This window comes from Desulfoferrobacter suflitae (assembly GCF_022603395.1).
GTDB classification, from domain to species: domain Bacteria; phylum Desulfobacterota; class Syntrophobacteria; order Syntrophobacterales; family Syntrophobacteraceae; genus Desulfoferrobacter; species Desulfoferrobacter suflitae.
In genome coordinates this window covers 221,815-239,640 of the sequence record NZ_JAIBKA010000001.1, presented here as the reverse complement: position 1 = coordinate 239,640, position 17,826 = coordinate 221,815, and the positions used below count along the sequence as shown (strand labels likewise).

The window sequence follows — 17,826 nt, the reverse complement described above, 5'->3', positions numbered from 1 at the left end:
TCATCCCAGTTGCAGCATATACGTTTGTGGATTCAGAAAGAGCGCAGGATATTCGGGTTGAAAATTATCCGCATGCTTCAACACCTTGATTTGAATTGCATCGGTCACTGGTTCAAGCAAAAGGATCGCCGCAAAAAGATCATCCGTTTCATGGCAGGGATAGGGGATGCCCCGTTCATTTACGGTGGTAATGTGTCGATGGGTCAAAGCCGACATCCAAATGGGCACTTCATTTCTGACTGCAAAACTCTTGAGTGCTTCAATTGTGCCGCGTGTTACCTGATCAAAATTCATTCCATCCAGAACTACCATGGAAGGTTTAAACTTGGCTTGTTCCTTCAAGTTAAGCAGGCTCTGCTGCAATTTTTCCAGGGTAAACGTCTGATGCAAATAAGCCAGGATGAAGCGCAGTGGTTCGATGCCGTGTTGCAGTTTCTGAAGGTCAACCTCCGGTTGAGACGCGGCAATATTTTTCAGAAATTCAGCATACCAGACTTTAATCTTGTCGGGAACCTCGTTCAGGCAGACATGGAGCACTGGAAAACCGCGCAGCAGATGCTCCAGAGCAATGTGAGTCAAACATGCGGTCTTGCCGACACCGGCTCTTGCCAACAGTACTCCCAGATCTCCTCCTGCGATGGTATTCCCGAGAGCCTTTTGAATCAGCTCCATAGCTTTCAGATTTGTTGACTGTTCAGTATCCATGAATAACCTCCCGATGCTCATGTATTATTAGAAGCGCACGTTGCATGTATTGTATGGAAGGACAACATTAGGCACGAAGGGGACAAAATTTGTCAATCACATAAAGCGCCATGCAATCTTCTCAAGATTTCTGATTTTCCTTTTCTTTCTGTTCCTTGATGACCTGCTCGGCAATGTTTTTGGGCACCGTATTGTAGCGCGCGAACTCCATTGTGAACTCGGCTTTTCCCTGGGTTGCGGAACGCAGGACGGTGGAGTAGCCGAACATTTCCGCCAGGGGCACCTCCGATTCCACGCTCGTGAAGGAGCCGTCTTCAGAAGTACTGACAATGATGCCGCGCCGCTGGTTCAGGGTTCCGAGAACCATCCCTTGAAATTCCGAAGGCGCTTCCACCACTACCCGCATGACGGGTTCCAGCAATACCGGCTGCGCCTTGCTGTAGGCTTCGCGAAAGGCTCCAATTGCTGCCTGCTGAAAGGCCAGATCGGAAGAGTCAACGGAGTGGGCGGCACCGTCATTGATGGTGGCCTTGACTCCTACAATGGGAAAGCCCGCCAAAGATCCCTTTTTGAGACATGCCTGAAAACCCTTATCACAGGAGGGAATGAATTCCGAAGGGATGGCACCGCCCGTAATCTGGTTGACAAACTCATAATCATTGCCCGGGTTAGGTTCCAAAAAGCCGGCTACGCGCCCAAACTGCCCCGAACCACCGGTTTGTTTTTTATGAGTGTAGTTAAAATCGGCAGGACGCGTGATCGTTTCACGATAGGCAACTTTGGGCATGCCCGTTGTCACCTCCGCCTGGTATTCGCGGCGCATACGTTCCACATAGACATCCAAATGCAGTTCGCCCATGCCGCAAATGATGGTCTCATTGGTTTCTTCGTCGAGATAGGTTCTGAAAGTAGGATCTTCCTTGGTAAAACGGGCAAGCGCCTTGCTCATATGCATTTCAGCTTTGTTGTCCTTGGGTTTGATGGCAAGCGAAATAACCGGTTCAGGAACGTGCATGGAAGACATGGCGTAATTCACCCGGCCGTCGGTAAACGTGTCTCCGGAAGCACAGTCAATACCGAACAGTGCGACGATGTTTCCGACGTGAGCGCTCTCAATATCTTCCATTTGGTCCGCATGCATGCGAATGATTCGCCCCACTTTGGATTTCTTGCCGGAACGTACGTTGACTATGCTGGCGCCCTTCTGCAAGGTGCCCTGATAGATTCGCACGTAGGTGAGCTGCCCGTAACGGCTCACTTCCAACTTGAAGGCCAGCATCACCAACGGGAGATCCGTGGCATTCTTCAACGTCACTTGAGTTTCTTCCTGCTCCAAATCCAGTGCCGTTGTCGATACGTCGAGGGGACTGGGAAGGTAATTTGCGACGGCATCAAGCAGTGCCTGGACCCCCTTGTTTTTGTAGGCTGAGCCGAGCAGGACCGGTGTGAGCTGCAGGGACAAGGTTCCGCGGCGAATGGCTTGATGCACCAGTTCTTCCGTGACTTGTTCCTCCAGAATCGCTTCCGTAAGTTCATCGGAGAAGAGTGACACTGCATCGAGCAGTTCTTCCCGTTGGCTCTGTGCCAAGTCAAGGTGTTGCGCGGGAATTTCGCTTTCAACGATGAGTTCTCCGTGCTCACCTGTAAAAGAGATGGCTTTCATCCTGATCAGGTCGATAACACCCTGGTGATCAGATTCCATACCCAGAGGGATCTGGAGGAAGACGGCGTTGTGGTTCAGTTTTTCACGGAGTTGGCGAACCACGCGGAAGGGATCGGCGCCTGTCCGGTCACACTTATTGATGAAGGCGATCCTGGGTACCTGATAGCGGACCATCTGACGATCTACCGTGACCGATTGAGACTGCACGCCTCCGACCGCACAAAGCACTAAGATTGCGCCGTCCAGAACACGAAGAGCTCGTTCCACTTCAATGGTAAAGTCAACGTGGCCCGGTGTGTCGATGATATTGATCGAATAGTCTTTCCAGTTGCAATAAGTAGCGGCAGACTGAATGGTGATGCCCCGTTCCTTTTCGAGATCCATGAAATCCATGGTTGCGCCGACCCCGTCTTTGCCTTTCACGTCATGAATGGCATGGATGCGATGAGTATAATAAAGCATCCGTTCGGTAAGCGTCGTTTTGCCCGAGTCGATGTGCGCACTGATACCGATATTTCTTAATTTTTCCAGGTCGTTTTGCATGGTTTTCCTTTTATTATCCGTCTCTTACCCTCGTTTTATTTTGTAAAATCGGCGTACTTGTCTACCAAAAAGAAAAACGGGCACAGAAAGTGTGCCCGTTGAACAAGCAAAAGTATGTAACAAAGATCAAAGCGAAAGGGAAGGGCGAAAAAGCCTTCCGCCTCCTATGGCAACTTAATTTTCATACCCGGTTGAATGCTGGCTTTGGCGGAAAATCCGTTGAGCTTGCAGATCGTTTGAGTGTCTGTCCCATATTTTTGTGCAATAGCCCACAGGCTTTCACCCGATTTGATGGTGTGGGTTTTCTTGAACGCCTTCTTGCCAACCGCTGATTTCTTCGGGGAAGACGATGAGAGTGACTGTCTCGTGGTTTCGGGCTGTTTGGATCGACCGGAGGCAACTATCTTCAATTCCTGACCGGGACGAATTGCTTGGTTTTTCTTAAAGCCGTTGAGTTGGCACAAGGTGGCAACATCCATTCCATTGCGCGTGGCTATTTGCCAAAGGGTATCGCCGGATCTGACTTTGTAGGTAGAATGCCTGGAGGATTTTTCAATTCTGGTCTTCTTGTCGCTACTTTTCGATGCTACTGAAAGATTTTCAGAACTTGGTGCAATCACTTCCCGCTTGCCTACTTTGAGAGTCTGCCCGTATTTAATGGTAGACTTCTTCTTAATTCCGTTCAGCCGGCACAGATCATCCAGCGAAATCCCGTTTATCTTGGCAATTTTTCCCAGTGTGTCCCCTTTTTTCACCTTGTAGGTAACAGTTCGAAAGGACTTGGTTTTGTTGCGAGCTTTGCGGACCGGTTTGGGAGAAAGATCGCGCAGACTGGTGGGGGAGAGTGAGGCCAGCTGGATGGGAACACTCTCCAGTGCCAGATTCGGTTGCATCGTCTGCGCCAGATGCACGGGTTCTACTTCAAAACCCCTCTTATAAAAAACCAGACAGCTGCCAGGAGTGAGCACGTCATTTCCACGCAGATGATTCCATCGGCACAGATCCTTAGGCGAAACCCCAAAGCTCTGAGCCAGGGCTCTCAAACTTGAGTCGTTGCCTTTCACGTAATAATGAACCTTCTTGGGCAGAAACGCCTGTTGAGCCATTTCGATGACTTGCTTCTTCTGCCCGTTCGGTTCCTTGAGCTGGCCTGCCATGGTCGACCAGGGAGTGAAAAACCGCACATGCATGTGATCCTGATGCCCGCGCAGATGCCGAATCGTTGAGCCTCTGCCGTTTCCGAACAGCTTATCCAGATACGCGCCGTTCTTGCCTCTGCTCAAAGCATAGTCGTAAAGGAGCCTCTGAATTTTCTTGTCCACAAAAATGTATTGTATTTTTTGGGATTGCAGAAGATTCTCAACCAGTTGCCACGTCTTGGGCACATCCAGGTTGGCCTCGTTCATGGGGACAAATCGGTTTAAGTAACGGTTGCCCCTGGCGTACATGCCCAGATCGACATCACGACCATTTTGATGCGAGCGATGGCTGCGCATGTTCCCGCCCTCGGGCAGCGAGAAATCACCCGTGTAAAGATCACAGGAATCAGGGAACTGTTGGCGCACCCCTTCAACGGAATCCAGAAGGACCCCAATCACTTCGGGCGTAGTGTAGGTATATTCGGCATCCCGCAGGGTATAGCCGCGAAAGTCACGTGGAAAAGGTATGCCGTTTTTCAGCCTTCCCTGATAGGGTCGACCGATTGATGCGGTGAGAGCATATGCGATGTTGATTAAGGCTAAAGGGGTAAGTAAAACAAGTAAGCAGACCCAGGTTCCTCTAAGCTTAAGGCTGGAGTAGAACCTCTCCATCAAGCCCTCCTGTTTGTGTTCGTAACCTCCTTGACTCCTCCAAATCTATGCGGGGCAACCCCCAGAATAGATTTCTGGTAATAAAAAAAGCACATGGTGTCAAACCCTTTTTTCACAGGATAGTGTAACCTGAGCTGGAGGAATCCCACAACTATTTGGATTCCATTGATATTATTCAATGTAAAGTGAATTTAAGAAATTATCAGGTCAAATGAGAGATTTCCCCAGCGGGAGCAAATGGACAGCCAAAGAGGATTGTTGACGGCGTGGTTTTTTTCTGAGTGGGCCAATTTCGGGTTTTGCCGGCACACTTCAGGATCGATTTGCCCGATTGCCTGCCAGCAATCCATAAGGATCGCCTAAAAATACAGGCTTTTCCTCCTCGTTTGCGGATACCGGGATGTATTCAATGATGAGGGGAACCGGGTGCCTGAGTGTGATAAAAAACTGTCGATTTTTCTTAAGATATTCTTCTATTCCGGCCGATTCAGGGTTTTCGTCATCAACCAGGAGCAATTGCGCAAAATCCAGAGCACGGTCCACGCGGATGCAGCCGTGTGAAAAATCCCGCCGCGCCAATCCGAAAAGATGTCTTTGGGGAGTATCGTGCAGATACACTCCGTAGCGATTGGGAAATTCAAACTTGACCTGCCCCAGGGGGTTTTTCGGCCCGGGACGTTGGAAAAGGCGGGGTGCTCCCCACGGGTACGATTTGGACATCGCTACATAGCCGTTTCGGACCAGGTAGTTTGGATCGGACTTCAGGTTGTCGTTCAGTTCCATGCGGATCCTATCCGGAACATACCACCTTGGATTCAGTATCACTTGCTTGACGGCGCTCACCAAAGTTGGCGTCTGATTGATCCGGCTACTCTTTCCTCGCAGTGTGGCTTGCGCATCGACCGCCTTGCCGACAATGATGCGATAGGTCTCCTTCGTTTCCCCATCAGTATGATATTCCAGAACAAATTCGGGGATATTGATTCTGATAAATCGCTCATAACGACGAGTCTGGCTGTGTCGAAGAGCCCGCAAACTGTACTGGACCATTTCGAGTTTTTTCACATAGGGTTCGTTGAGTCTGTCCAATGTTTGCGTCCCCACGACTCCATCCGGGTTGAGTTGGTGGGAACGTTGAAAACTTTGAACCGCTTCCCTGGTCGATTTATCAAAGATACTGCTGGGTTGACCGGTATAAAATGCTTCTTCAGACAGACGTTGCTGGAGCCTTTTCACGTCGGATCCGTGTGATCCCATCTGCAATTTGGCTGAGTGCATGGACTTCGGTCCGCGTTCTGCACAGAGCTGTTGATACTTTTTCAAAGCCTTGCGCAGGGCAGCATAGCTGTGTGATGCGGGCTCAACGCGCTCGATCAGCTCGGTGACGGTGATATTCCCGGACAGCGCTTTCGCTACTTCCGTCCCCGAAAACGGGTTCATTTCTTTGGCATAGCGGATGAGGCATTCCAGCAGTTTTATGTCGAGCCTGCTGGCGACGCTGAAAATCTCGCGGACTTCCGCCTGAAGATCTATTGCAGGTGCAAATTTGGGCTCCTCAAATGTGGGTGCAAGGAATGGTGAGCATTGGTGGCCAGACTGCTCAGCTGAGCCATTCGCTAAGGTGTGGGTTCCTTGGAGCCAGGCATGGCGGTGAGGGCTGGAGCATTCGATGCGAGCACGCAGCTTCTCAATAACCTTCACAGCTTCTTTGAGCTCCTGCAAATGATAGGGCGCCGGTTCGATGCCATCATCCGGGAGGAGCTGCAGTTTCTTGATGAGATCTGTTGCGTCATGCGAAAGAAAAAAGCCTGAATCAAAAAACAACGGCATCCAGCGGCGTTCTTGGTACGAGTAGAAAATGGCTCTTTTTTTTGGGGCAGCAATGGGGGCGGAATGCAACTCATGCCAGAGATGATAGTGCCACAGGGGAGAATTGTTCGTGCATAAACCAGACTTGTCGATGTTCGGGGAGCCTGTTGCTTGTCCTGCGGCAAAGGATAGTCCGGGTAGCGCAGAAATACAGAAAACTAGGATCAAACTTGACAGTCAAAAGTTTTTAGCGGGTCAAATCACCATTTTCATTATCTCCGGTGTTTGGTGACGGCGCTTGGCCTGAATTATTCGATATATCGCTGTATGCTTGAATTTGCGGAAATTATGGTAGAATTCATGCTGGATGACAGTCTTGACCATTTCCTCCGAAGGGACATCAGGAGGATAGGTACGCATCCACCAATGATGGAGATGACGAACCTTTGCGGCATGCTCCAGAGCAATTATCTGCAGCAGTCCAGTAGCGATCAGCGCAATGTTCACAAACGCTTCAATCGCATTCATGGCGCTGGCGATCAGCTTTTTGCGTCTGCCATCCATGTCCTTCAACTGTTCCACCGCAAGTGACTTGCCCAAAGGGTCACGCCAGGCCGTGGTCCAGAAATGATACCAGAGTCCCCCGATGATATGCTTGACCATCTTGAAGGTGACCTCAATTTTGAACCGGCTGGCGTAAAGCTCGACTATCTCTTGCGGTGCCATCGTCAGATCGGAGCAGATCAATATGAATCTCGCTGTACCGTCTTTCACCAGCACAAACCGCAGCTTGTCTTTGATCGGTTTCCATATAAGGTCCAGGCAAAGGATTGCGAGGGTCTTCGTCTCACCGTAGGTATAAACCTTAACGGTCGTGAACTCCTCTGGGCGGGCAGAGAAAAGCGCTTTCAGCTTTATCCTCTTGCCGTGTTTTGGCGGACGGCCTCGGCCGCTATAAGTTTGCGGCTGTTCCTCACAGGCCACGATGTTGTTCTTGGCGCGGGTGATGATATGGAGCAATCGTTGCCCCTTGTTGCTCCGCAATGTTTTTGCGATTTCAAAGGCCGGACCAACTGCAAAGTAAGCATCCAACACCGCGACGCATGGCTCTTTCAATTTCGTCGCCACAGTCCTGGCAAGATTGGCCATCAAGGTAACGACGGTAAGCTTCTCAGTGGCTATGGGCGTAACGTCCTTTTGCTGGAGTTGCCGGAGCGCTTCGGCGCCCTCATGAAGCTCCGCGATCAACGGAATACAGAAGGCCTTCTCCTGGTTGGCCGCCAGCATTCCAAGCACGCCAAAATGATGACCAAGAATCCATGGCGCCTTGCTGGAATTTTCGGACTCCTGGTGCAGTTTCTTGACGCCGGGCATGCATTCGGCCTCTTTGGCTACCTTGATGCCATCGCCGATCAGCACAAACGCGCCGGCGCGAGTGCGCGTTGCACAGTGTCGCGAAACCAAACTCAGCCAGTGGGTAAAGATTTTGTCGAGCTTCAGCGCGTCGGATCGAAAGAAAGCCAGAAATGCTTCGTACGAGTTGGGAACGATGCGCAGCCAGCGAATACTCGACGATACCCCGTGGTGGTCGAGCCGTACGATAAAGCCGAAAATCGCCACCACGAACCACTCGAATGTTGCGCCTCTGGGAAAAGCCTCACGAAACACCATCAACAAAAGACTAAGCTGTCCAATCATATGGCCCCCTTACAACATTTGAACGGACAGAACTTGCGAAACACCGCTTCGGTGACGTACCGCTATCTCTGTCGCAATCCAAACGTATTGGGAGCTACCCGAACGAAACGTTTGCCTTTTCGAATCTGTTTGCCAATGGCTGAAGATAAGGAGTCGCGATCCAACTGCACTCCAAATTCCTTTTCGACGGCCGCAATGATTTCGGAGACATGCAAAGGCTTGCCCGCGTTCGTCAGTACTTTTTCGGCCATATCGAAGTTGGACGTACGTCCACGACGCATTTTTTCGGCGGGAGGAGAGGCCTTCGCCAAGCGTCGAATCAGTCCAAGCTTGAATTCTGCAACTTCCTTTTCATACGTTAAAAATAGCTCGTCGTTGCGTTTCATAAAGCACCTCCAGGGAAAAGATGAACGGTTACGTCCCCGAAGGATATTATGGAAGTGATGGTACGTCAATAAAAATGTACGTACCATGTTGCCGCCAAAAAGGTTGGCATTCAAAATTAATATACTGTAATGGCGTATACTTAGAATTATCCTGGCCATGACAATTCAAGTACGTATTATGAAGAACTTTTGACTGTCAAGATCAAAACTGTCAAGCACCACCGCTGGCATTTGCTCAATTGCAAAACAGAGATCCGAAGTTTGCGATGGGTAAGATGGATTAGTCTGAACATTCCGCTAGGTGACAATCATGGTTGCTGGAGGATCGACGGGACGCGTCTGAAATTTCATCTGAGCATGGCTTGTTGTGTTTTCCTTTGGTTCGACACGCCTGGCAGCGGGAATCGCTGCAAAACTGGCAAAAATGGCAGTCGTTGCAGGGGTGCTTTTTGGAGTGCTGTGTCATGCACTTTTGCGGCGCGAACACCTTTAAGCCGCCAATCAGAACAAATTGCATCTGTTGTTCGTTATCACCCACCGCAGTCGCTCCTCGTCGTCCTTTAGGTTTCTTTCTTACTTCGCTTATTATAAGATTCATGAATCTCTAAGCCAAGAAAATAAAAACAGTTTTCTCTGCAACTCATTTATGTTATTTGGACTGTCCTTTCGGCTGGGATCGTGCCAGAGAATTGAGTCCGGGTGTTCTTCGGTCGTTGCGGCGAACCCCGGCATGACAGTGATAGTTTTGCCCAGCAAAGCTCGTCCAGGTTTGGCTTGAGGCTGTAGCCTCAACAATCGGTACGGTAGGACAACCTGTTGTGACACTGCCGCGGTGTGCGGTGCCGTCTGTCAAAATGCGGGATTAGGATTGATGCGGGCAGCAGCATGAACAGCGCAAACAAGTCAAAACTGGATCATGACTACTTCATGGGACTGGCCTTGCTGGAGGCCCGAAAGGGCTATTTGCACAAGGAAGTGCCAGTCGGGGCAATCATTATAGATGCTGCCGGGACAGTGTTGGGGAAGGCCTGCAATGCACCAATCAGCACGCATGATCCGACGGCGCATGCTGAAATTTTGGCTTTGCGTCAAGCAGCCACGGCTTTGAAAAATTATCGGCTTCCTGGTACGACCGTGTACGCGACGTTGGAACCTTGCGCCATGTGCCTCGGTGCTATGCTCCAGGCACGAGTTGAGAAGCTGGTTTTTGGTGCTGCGGACATGAAGTCCGGTGCAGCAAAAAGCGTCGTAGACTTGACAAGTGTGCCGGGGTTCAACCATTATATTGAAGTGATCGATGGAGTCCGTGGCGCAGAATGTGCCGAATTGTTGCGGCTATTTTTCCGCGAGCGGCGGGCAGGGAATCGATAAGTCGTAATAAGTGAGGAGAGGTACCGAAGTGGCCGTAACGGGGTCGACTCGAAATCGACTTGTCCTGTGAAGAGCAGGGCACGTGGGTTCGAATCCCACCCTCTCCGCCATGTTAAAAGCTGCTTGAAATTTGTTGGCGGTTACCCTAAGAGAGTTACCTGTGGAGAGATGTCCGAGCTGGCTGAAGGAGCACGACTGGAAATCGTGTGTACGCCCAAAAGGTGTACCGAGGGTTCGAATCCCTCTCTCTCCGCCACCCTTCTTGCCCTATTGTCTCATTCACAAGCACCCTTTCAATGATTAGGACCGGTTGTCCTTGACAGCATTGGCAGGCTCAGGATTTAAGTTGCCGGGTTTGCCGCGTGAGAGGGAATGGGGCGTGCCAGACAGAGTTACGCGTGGCCAACAGCAGCACTCTTTTTCATACCTCAGTGCAACTACCGGCTGAAGTTGCGGATTGTCAGTCCCACTATGTCTTACCTGGTGTTAGCCCGTAAGTGGCGCCCGCAAAACTTTGATGAGGTGGTAGGACAGCCTCATGTAACCAAGACCCTGCAAAACGCTATTCGCTCCAACCGGTTGGCGCACGCCTACCTGTTCACTGGTGCGCGCGGCGTGGGCAAAACCTCCGTTGCCCGCATTCTGGCCAAATCCATAAATTGTCAGGGAGCAACCGATGCTCCACCATGTAATGACTGCTCCAATTGTCGGGAAATCACTCAGGGTAGTTCGGTCGATGTGTTAGAAATCGACGGAGCTTCCAATCGAGGGATCGACAGCATCCGCGAACTGCGCGAGACGGTGCGCTACCGGCCGGCCAAAAGTCGCTACAAAATCTATATCATTGATGAAGTGCACATGCTGACAACGGAGGCCTTCAACGCTCTGCTCAAAACTCTGGAGGAACCACCCGATCATGTGCTTTTCATATTTGCCACCACCGAACCGCACAAGATACTCAGCACCATTTTGAGTCGTTGCCAGCGGTTCGACTTCCGACGTATTGCCACCGGTGAAATTGTAAAACAGCTTAAAAACATAGCCCATCATGAGCAAACCGACATTTCAGACAATGTGCTGTATGCCGTTGCGCGTGAAGCGGACGGCAGCATGCGCGATGCGCAGAGCCTGCTGGAACAGCTGCTGGCTTTTAGCGCGGAAGGCCTCAAAGATGACGAAATCCTGGATGTACTTGGCGTGGTGGACCGCACGAGCGTGCACCGTACGGGGCGGGCAATCTTGGAAGGAGATGTCTCCGGCTGCCTTCAGATAGTCAGTGACCTTTACCGGCGTGGTATCGACAGCCGACGTTTTTGCCAACAACTCTGTGACCATTTCAGGAATTTATTGTTTTGGACAGTCAGTCAGGCTGATGCCTCCCGCAATGTCGATTTGCCTCAAGAAGAACTGAGGCTTCTGGAGGAACAGGCCCACAAGACCAATGCTGAGTCCCTGTACCTGTTTTTTCAGATGCTGCTGAGGGGTGAAGAGGAAATCCGTCGCTCCTCAATGCCAAGAATCGCCCTGGAAATGCTTCTTGTGCGTTTGGCCAGAATGCCGCAGCTGGAGTCGCTGGAATTGCTGCTGGAAAAACTTGCCGGCCTGGAAACGCGCCTTGCCGGCGGGGCATGCGGTGAGCTGGTTCACGCACCTCAGGAAAATCATGTGTGGGAACCCCCGCCCCAGATCAATGATGCGGAACAGGCTCTGCCGCCGGAAGACGCACATTTACCTGATTCTGGACCGCCTCCCGACGCGGCTGCAACTGTGACGATGATGGATCGGTTTCCGGCGCAACCCATTTTAACAGAGGAGGCGCTCTCCCGCTGGGACAGTTTTCTCCAGTGGCTGCAAGCCAATGACCCGGTACTTCAGGCCAAGCTTTTCAGCAGCCGGATCAGTGCGACATCTGAGGGCTTAGTAGAGTTGGAGGTTCTCGATGTGTATGCCGATGCTCTGAAAGATCCGCGTAGCATAAATAAACTTTCGCAATTGGCCGGTTCTTTCTTGGGTATAAAGCCTAGCTGGGTCATCAAGGGTCGTTCGTCGTCTCAGTTGCAGACCGGCAAGAAGAGCCGGGGTGGTTCAAAGAGATCCAAAACCAGCACCAGACTGTTGGTTTTGGAGCATCCCATGGTGCAGCAGGCCTTGGAAATCCTGGGTGGAGAGCTTATAGACATAAAGAACCTAAAAGAAGGAGAAAAATAATCATGGTTAAAGGCTTCAACCCGATGCAACAGGTCAAGGCGTTGCAGGATAAGATGGCAAAAGTGCAGGCGGAATTGGCTGCCAGGACAGTAGAATCCAGTGCCGGGGGTGGCATGGTGACGGTTGTCGTCAACGGGCGTCAGGAGGTCGTCAGCATAAAAATCGAACCTCAGGTAGTGGACCCCAATGATATTGACATGCTGCAAGACCTGGTCGTCGCTGCCGTCAATGATGGGCTGCGGCAATCACAGGAATTGATGGCGAGTGAAATGGGCAAGATTGCGGGTGGATTGAACATCCCGGGACTGAAGATTCCAGGGTTGTTTTAGCGGATCGAGCAAACAGGATAATCATCTGAAATAATGAACTTAAATGGGTACCCCCCGATTCTGCTGGATCTGATTCGGAGACTGAGCAAACTGCCCGGTTTGGGCGAAAAGAGTGCCACAAGGATTGCCATGCATTTGTTGCGGGCCTCCGATGAGGAAACCTTTGCTTTGGCTCGATCCATTCAGCAAATGAAGAGCCGGATTCACGCCTGCACCCGCTGCTTTCATTTCACGGATGCAGAGATATGTTCCATCTGTGCCGACCCAAACCGTGATACGGGAGAACTGTGTGTGGTTGAGACCACAGCCGACCTACTTGCGCTGGAACAGTCGGGGGCGTTCAAGGGACGCTATCATGTGTTGCAGGGGGTTTTGGCTCCGTTGGATGCCGTCGGGCCGGATGATATTCGCATCCGGGAACTGCTCAGGCGCCTCGATGAAGAAAACATTCGCGAACTGATCATTGCCACCAATCCCAGTAATGAAGGCGAGGCTACGGCTCACTACCTGGTCAAACTTCTGAAAGATCGAGCATTGCGCATCTCACGGATCGCTTATGGCATACCCATGGGTGGAGATCTCAAATACATCGACAGGATTACTCTGGAGCGGGCCCTCAAGGGGCGCCTGGCCTTTGACTAGTATTGTTGATGGAGGGCACAATTACCTTGACCTTTTTTGCACAATGTTGCTATAAGTTACAAGATATCTAATGGTCACTTCGCTCGAAGGATCGCCGTGAGTGTGCTCAAGCCGCCTGGAGTTGGGCCTTCTTAAGGTGAGTTTTGATTTCAAATCGTTCAATGTGGAGACTAGCTATGGTTGAAATACGCTTTCATGGACGCGGAGGCCAGGGAGCTGTGACTTCTGCAGAGCTTACGGCTTTGGCGGCCATCGAAGAAGGTAAGTTTGCCCAGGCCTTCCCCAGTTTTGGTCCTGAGCGACGGGGCGCCCCGGTCATGGCGTTTGTGCGGGTGAGTGAACAGCAGATTCGCACTCGTGAGAAAATTTATGAGCCGAACATTGTTGTGGTGCTGGATCCGTCGTTGCTGGAGATAGTCAATGTTGAAGCGGGTTTGCGGGAAGGGGGGCTGGTGGTTTTGAACACCAGTAAGAGCGCCGAAGAGTTGCGCCGCGAAACAGGTCTGAAGGCCAGGCTGGCCATCGTGGATGCCACCAAGATTGCCCTGGAGACCATGCGACTTCCCATCACCAACACCACCATGTTGGGGGCATTACTGAAGGCGTCCGGCATCATGCCCATCGACGCGCTGCGCAGTCCCATTCAAAACCGATTCGGCCCCATTGCCGAAAAGAATCTAGCGGCATGCTTGCGCGCTTTTGATGAAACCAATGTGGAGGGTTGAACCGTGCCTAAGGAAACCGGAATTTGCAGTTGGAAGGAATTGGAGCTGGGTACCGCTATTCGACAACCGGGCAGCGCGGGTGAACTGAAGACCGGAGACTGGCGGTCCATGTATCCGGTCACCGATTTTGAAGCGTGCATTAAGTGTGGCCGCTGCTACATTTATTGTCCCGATATGGTCTATGTGCGCAACGAGCAGGGTTACTACGAGCAGAACTACTACTATTGCAAAGGCTGCGGGATTTGTGCCCATGAATGTCCTGTAGACGCAATCAAAATGGTGCAGGAGGGCGATTAAGATGGCCAAGCGAATTGGAATGGAAGTCTCCATTGCTGCAGCCGAGGCTGTAGCATTGGCTGATGTCGATGTGATTGCTGCTTACCCCATTACCCCGCAGACCCACATCGTCGAACATCTCTCCGAATTGGTTGCCAATGGACATTTAGATGCCGAGTTCATCCCCGTCGAATCGGAACACAGCGCCATGAGCTGCTGCGTGGGGTCTGCGGCGGCGGGAGCGCGAACCTTCACCTCGACCAGTTCGCAGGGCTATGCGTTGATGTCCGAGATCTGCTACATTGCGGCCGGGTTGCGCCTGCCCATCGTCATGCTCACCGCCAATCGCGCGCTGAGCGCCCCCATCAGCATCTGGAATGATCATGCCGACATGATGATGAGCCGGGACACGGGTTGGATACAAACCGTAGCTGAAAATGGCCAGGAGGTCATCGACCTGGTGTTTCATGCCTTTCGGGTGGCCGAAGACCAGCGGGTTTTGCTGCCGGTTATTGTCAATCTGGACGGGTTCATTTTGAGCCACATGATCGAACCGATGATCCTCCTTGACAAGGAAGAAGTGGACAGGTACCTGCCCCCGTATAGACCCAAACTTCGCCTCGACCCCAAAGAACCCATCACCATGGGACCGGTAGGAATGCCGGAGGTCTATACCGAATCCAAAGTAGCTCATGACGAAGCTTTGAAAGCTTCCAGGGCGGTCATCACCGAAGCCTGGAAGGAATTCGGCGATCTTTTTGGACGGTATTACCACCCGGTGGAAACCTACAAGACCGAGGATGCGGAAACCATACTGATCACCATGGGAAGTATTTCCGAGACAGCCATGACCGCTGTTGATGCCATGCGGGCCGATGGCAGGAGTGTGGGGTTGGCTCGCATTCGGCTGTGGCGTCCGTTTCCGACCGAAGAGCTGATTGCCGCCGTCAAGGGAGCCAGGACATTGGCGGTGATGGATCGAGCCCTGACTCTTAACGGGGTGTGCGGGCCGGTCTGCGCTGAACTCAAATCAGCCTTATATGATCGCGACCTGCATCCCTACCTGCAGAACTACATCGTGGGGCTGGGCGGCCGTGATGTCACCGTCCAAAACTTCATGGAGATGTCTGACGGCGTGGTTGAGGCGGCCGAGCGCGGTGCACCAATGGGCTATGAGATTATCAATGTGCGAGAATAGCTGAGGAGGAACAGTGGCGATGGCCCATGGCGGGCCGGGAGATCAACTCTTTCGCCTCTGGCCCCCGCAAATCGAGGATGCGATATGGCAGAACAATTGAAGGAATTTAAGGGTTTCCGCATGAGTCGGATGCCGGTTGAGGAGCCGCTGTCAGCAGGGCATCGGGCCTGCCAGGGATGTGGTGAAGTGTTGGCGCTGCGGCAGGTGATGAAAGCTCTCGGTAAAGAGGTCGTGGTGGTGAGCGCAACCGGGTGTATGGAAATTGTCACTTCCCCCTACCCGCAAACGGCCTGGAACGTTCCATGGTTGCACGTGGCCTTCGAGAACGCCTCAGCCGTGGTGAGTGGCGTGGAAGCAGCCTATAAGGCAATGAATCGCAAGGGCAAGATCGATCAGAAGGATGTGGTCTTTCTGGCATACGGGGGCGACGGCGCCACTGCTGACATCGGTCTTCAGTCCCTGAGCGGTGCCTTGGAGCGGGGCCACAACTTCATCTACGTGTGTTTGGACAATGAAGCCTACATGAATACCGGAATTCAGCGTTCTTCATCGACCCCATACGGGGCCATGACCACCACCTCGCCTCCCGGGAAAAAAAGCATCGGTCAGTCTACCTGGAAGAAAAACTTGCCGGCCATCGTTGCCGCCCACGGCATTCCTTATGTGGCTACGGCATCGCCGGCCTTCCCGGTGGATCTGATGAACAAGGTGAAAAAGGCGGCGATGATGCCCGGTCCAGCCTACATTCACATCTTTTCTCCTTGTCCGACGGGCTGGCGCAGTTCTCCCGAGACCAGCGTGGAAGTGGCAAGAAAGGCCGTGTTGAGCAATGTCTTCCCCCTTTATGAAGTGATCGACGGCAAATGGATCCTGTCGCGGGCCGAGAAGGCCTCCTGCGGTGCTGCATGCCCTGCGGGAATCGATGTGCAGGGATTCGTATCACTGATCGCCCATGGGAAATTTCAGGAAGCCCTGCAGCTCATAAAACAGGACAATCCTCTACCCGCAGTTTGCGGCAGAGTGTGTCATCATCCTTGTGAGTTTGCCTGCGGCCGCTGTGAAACCGATGGTGCGGTGGCCATCGAATTCCTGAAGCGCTTCGTGGCCGACCTCGACCTCAGGCAGGACAAGGCCTACATCCCCACCAAGAAAGGGAGCAAGAAAGACAAGGTGGCCATCATCGGCGCGGGGCCTGCAGGACTGACGGCGGCTTACTTTCTCGCGCTGGAAGGTTACCCGGTCACGATTTTTGAGGCGATGCCGGAGCCTGGCGGGTGGCTGACTTATGGGATTCCAGCCTTTCGGCTGCCGCGCGACATCATGAAAGCGGAATTTGACCTTATCTTGAAGCTCGGTGTGGAACTGCGCACCGGGGTGAAAGTGGGAGTTGATACGACTCTGGAGGAGCTCAGAAAAGAAGGTTTTCAATCTTTCTTTATCGCCGTCGGAACGCAGAAAAGCCTCAAGTTGAACGTTCCCGGGGAAGAACTCGCCGGGGTTTTTGCCGGAGGTGATTTCCTCAAGCAGGCGAATATGGGCCAGGTTGCCGGCTTGGGCCGCCGCGTGGTGGTGGTTGGCGGCGGCAATGTGGCCATGGATTCGGCCCGCATGGCCCTGCGGCTTGGAGCCGAAGAAGTGTTCGTGCTGTATCGCAGAAGTCGCCAGGAGATGCCGGCTGGGGAAGAAGAGATCAAAGAAGCGGAAGAGGAAGGAATTTCCTTCCATTTTCTGGCTGCTCCGGTGGAGCTTTCGGGAGATGCTGACGGCCGGGTAAAGGAGATCAAGTGCATCCGCATGCAGCTCTGTGAACCTGATGAAAGCGGCCGATGCCGGCCGGAGCCGATCAGCGGATCGGATTATAGCATAGAGGCTGATACCGTGGTGGCTGCCATAGGACTGGCCACAGATTTATCGGTTCTGAACAACGGAGGGGAAGAAAAACCCAAGATCAGTCGGTGGGATACTCTCGAAGTTGACCCGATCACCTATGCTACGTCAACTCCCGGGGTTTTTGCCGGAGGTGACGTAGTGACCGGCGCAGCGACGGTGGTCGGGGCTATCGAGGCCGGCAAGGAAGTGGCTATTTCCATCGACCGGTATCTGAGCAGGAAGGACCTGGCGGCAGGCAGGGCCAGGACCCGCGAGCGCGACGATCTGCCGCCGCCGGTAACTCCCCTTGCAGGGCGGCGTACGGCTATGCCGCGGCTTTCCGGAGAGGCACGCAGGCGGTCTTTTGACGAAGTGCACCTTGGCTTTACCGAAGAACAGGCGGTGAAGGAATCCCAGTGCTGTCTGCACTGCGGTGTGAGCCGTCCCGACGAGGGGCGTATCCCGGTTTCCGAATACATGGCGGCACAGCGCCGCTTTCGGCATCTGACTGAGGTCGAAATCCAGAAAATCCAGCAACGTGTCGATGCGGACTATGATGCACTGCTCCAGCGTTGTGGGCTCAAGTGAAAAGC

Annotated in this window: 14 protein-coding genes and 2 tRNA genes; 10 read left to right on the top strand and 6 right to left on the bottom strand. The window is 52.5% G+C overall.

From position 1 onward, the window contains the following. The 6 genes from K1V27_RS01155 to K1V27_RS01130 form a co-directional block, all read right to left on the bottom strand. On the bottom strand, positions 1-705 hold the full coding sequence (locus tag K1V27_RS01155; protein WP_258927685.1) for a DnaB helicase C-terminal domain-containing protein: 705 nt from the start codon (positions 703-705) through the stop codon (positions 1-3). Between the two features lie 121 nt (positions 706-826). Next, positions 827-2,911, bottom strand: a complete 2,085-nt coding sequence (fusA, locus tag K1V27_RS01150; protein ID WP_258927684.1) for an elongation factor G — start codon at positions 2,909-2,911, stop codon at positions 827-829. A 164-nt stretch (positions 2,912-3,075) separates the two neighbouring features. After that, the gene (locus tag K1V27_RS01145) at positions 3,076-4,722 is read right to left on the bottom strand and encodes a penicillin-insensitive murein endopeptidase (protein ID WP_258927683.1); all 1,647 of its coding nucleotides are present in this window, start codon (positions 4,720-4,722) and stop codon (positions 3,076-3,078) included. A 312-nt stretch (positions 4,723-5,034) separates the two neighbouring features. Further along, the gene (locus tag K1V27_RS01140; RefSeq protein WP_258927682.1) at positions 5,035-6,552 is read right to left on the bottom strand and encodes a L,D-transpeptidase family protein; all 1,518 of its coding nucleotides are present in this window, start codon (positions 6,550-6,552) and stop codon (positions 5,035-5,037) included. Between the two features lie 234 nt (positions 6,553-6,786). Continuing rightward, positions 6,787-8,229, bottom strand: coding sequence for a transposase (locus K1V27_RS01135; RefSeq protein WP_258927681.1), 1,443 nt, complete (start codon positions 8,227-8,229; stop codon positions 6,787-6,789). Positions 8,230-8,291: 62 nt separating this feature from the next. Further along, positions 8,292-8,615 carry a winged helix-turn-helix domain-containing protein gene (locus K1V27_RS01130; protein ID WP_258927680.1) on the bottom strand — a complete coding sequence of 108 codons (324 nt, stop codon included), beginning with the start codon at positions 8,613-8,615 and terminating at the stop codon, positions 8,292-8,294. Positions 8,616-9,500: 885 nt separating this feature from the next. On the opposite strand from K1V27_RS01130, the gene tadA reads away from it, so the two are divergent. From tadA to K1V27_RS01080, 10 genes are all read left to right on the top strand, one after another. Beyond that, complete coding sequence (tadA, locus tag K1V27_RS01125) at positions 9,501-9,986, top strand: tRNA adenosine(34) deaminase TadA (RefSeq protein ID WP_258927679.1); 486 nt, start codon at positions 9,501-9,503, stop codon at positions 9,984-9,986. A 14-nt stretch (positions 9,987-10,000) separates the two neighbouring features. Further along, a tRNA-Ser gene (locus K1V27_RS01120) sits at positions 10,001-10,096 on the top strand. A 52-nt stretch (positions 10,097-10,148) separates the two neighbouring features. Continuing rightward, positions 10,149-10,242: transfer RNA gene (locus K1V27_RS01115), tRNA-Ser, on the top strand. A gap of 116 nt (positions 10,243-10,358) precedes the next feature. Next, positions 10,359-12,194 (top strand): DNA polymerase III subunit gamma/tau, encoded by a 1,836-nt coding sequence (dnaX, locus tag K1V27_RS01110; RefSeq protein WP_258927678.1) that lies wholly within the window; start codon positions 10,359-10,361, stop codon positions 12,192-12,194. A gap of 2 nt (positions 12,195-12,196) precedes the next feature. Continuing rightward, on the top strand, positions 12,197-12,523 hold the full coding sequence (locus K1V27_RS01105) for a YbaB/EbfC family nucleoid-associated protein (RefSeq protein ID WP_258927677.1): 327 nt from the start codon (positions 12,197-12,199) through the stop codon (positions 12,521-12,523). Positions 12,524-12,556: 33 nt separating this feature from the next. Continuing rightward, the gene (recR, locus tag K1V27_RS01100; RefSeq protein WP_258927676.1) at positions 12,557-13,165 is read left to right on the top strand and encodes a recombination mediator RecR; all 609 of its coding nucleotides are present in this window, start codon (positions 12,557-12,559) and stop codon (positions 13,163-13,165) included. A 176-nt stretch (positions 13,166-13,341) separates the two neighbouring features. Continuing rightward, on the top strand, positions 13,342-13,890 hold the full coding sequence (locus K1V27_RS01095) for a 2-oxoacid:acceptor oxidoreductase family protein (RefSeq protein WP_258927675.1): 549 nt from the start codon (positions 13,342-13,344) through the stop codon (positions 13,888-13,890). 3 nt (positions 13,891-13,893) lie between these two features. After that, complete coding sequence (locus K1V27_RS01090; RefSeq protein WP_258927674.1) at positions 13,894-14,187, top strand: 4Fe-4S binding protein; 294 nt, start codon at positions 13,894-13,896, stop codon at positions 14,185-14,187. A 1-nt stretch (position 14,188) separates the two neighbouring features. Then, complete coding sequence (locus K1V27_RS01085; RefSeq protein ID WP_258927673.1) at positions 14,189-15,364, top strand: transketolase C-terminal domain-containing protein; 1,176 nt, start codon at positions 14,189-14,191, stop codon at positions 15,362-15,364. An 84-nt stretch (positions 15,365-15,448) separates the two neighbouring features. Beyond that, on the top strand, positions 15,449-17,821 hold the full coding sequence (locus tag K1V27_RS01080; RefSeq protein ID WP_258927672.1) for an FAD-dependent oxidoreductase: 2,373 nt from the start codon (positions 15,449-15,451) through the stop codon (positions 17,819-17,821). Positions 17,822-17,826: the final 5 nt, after the last annotated feature.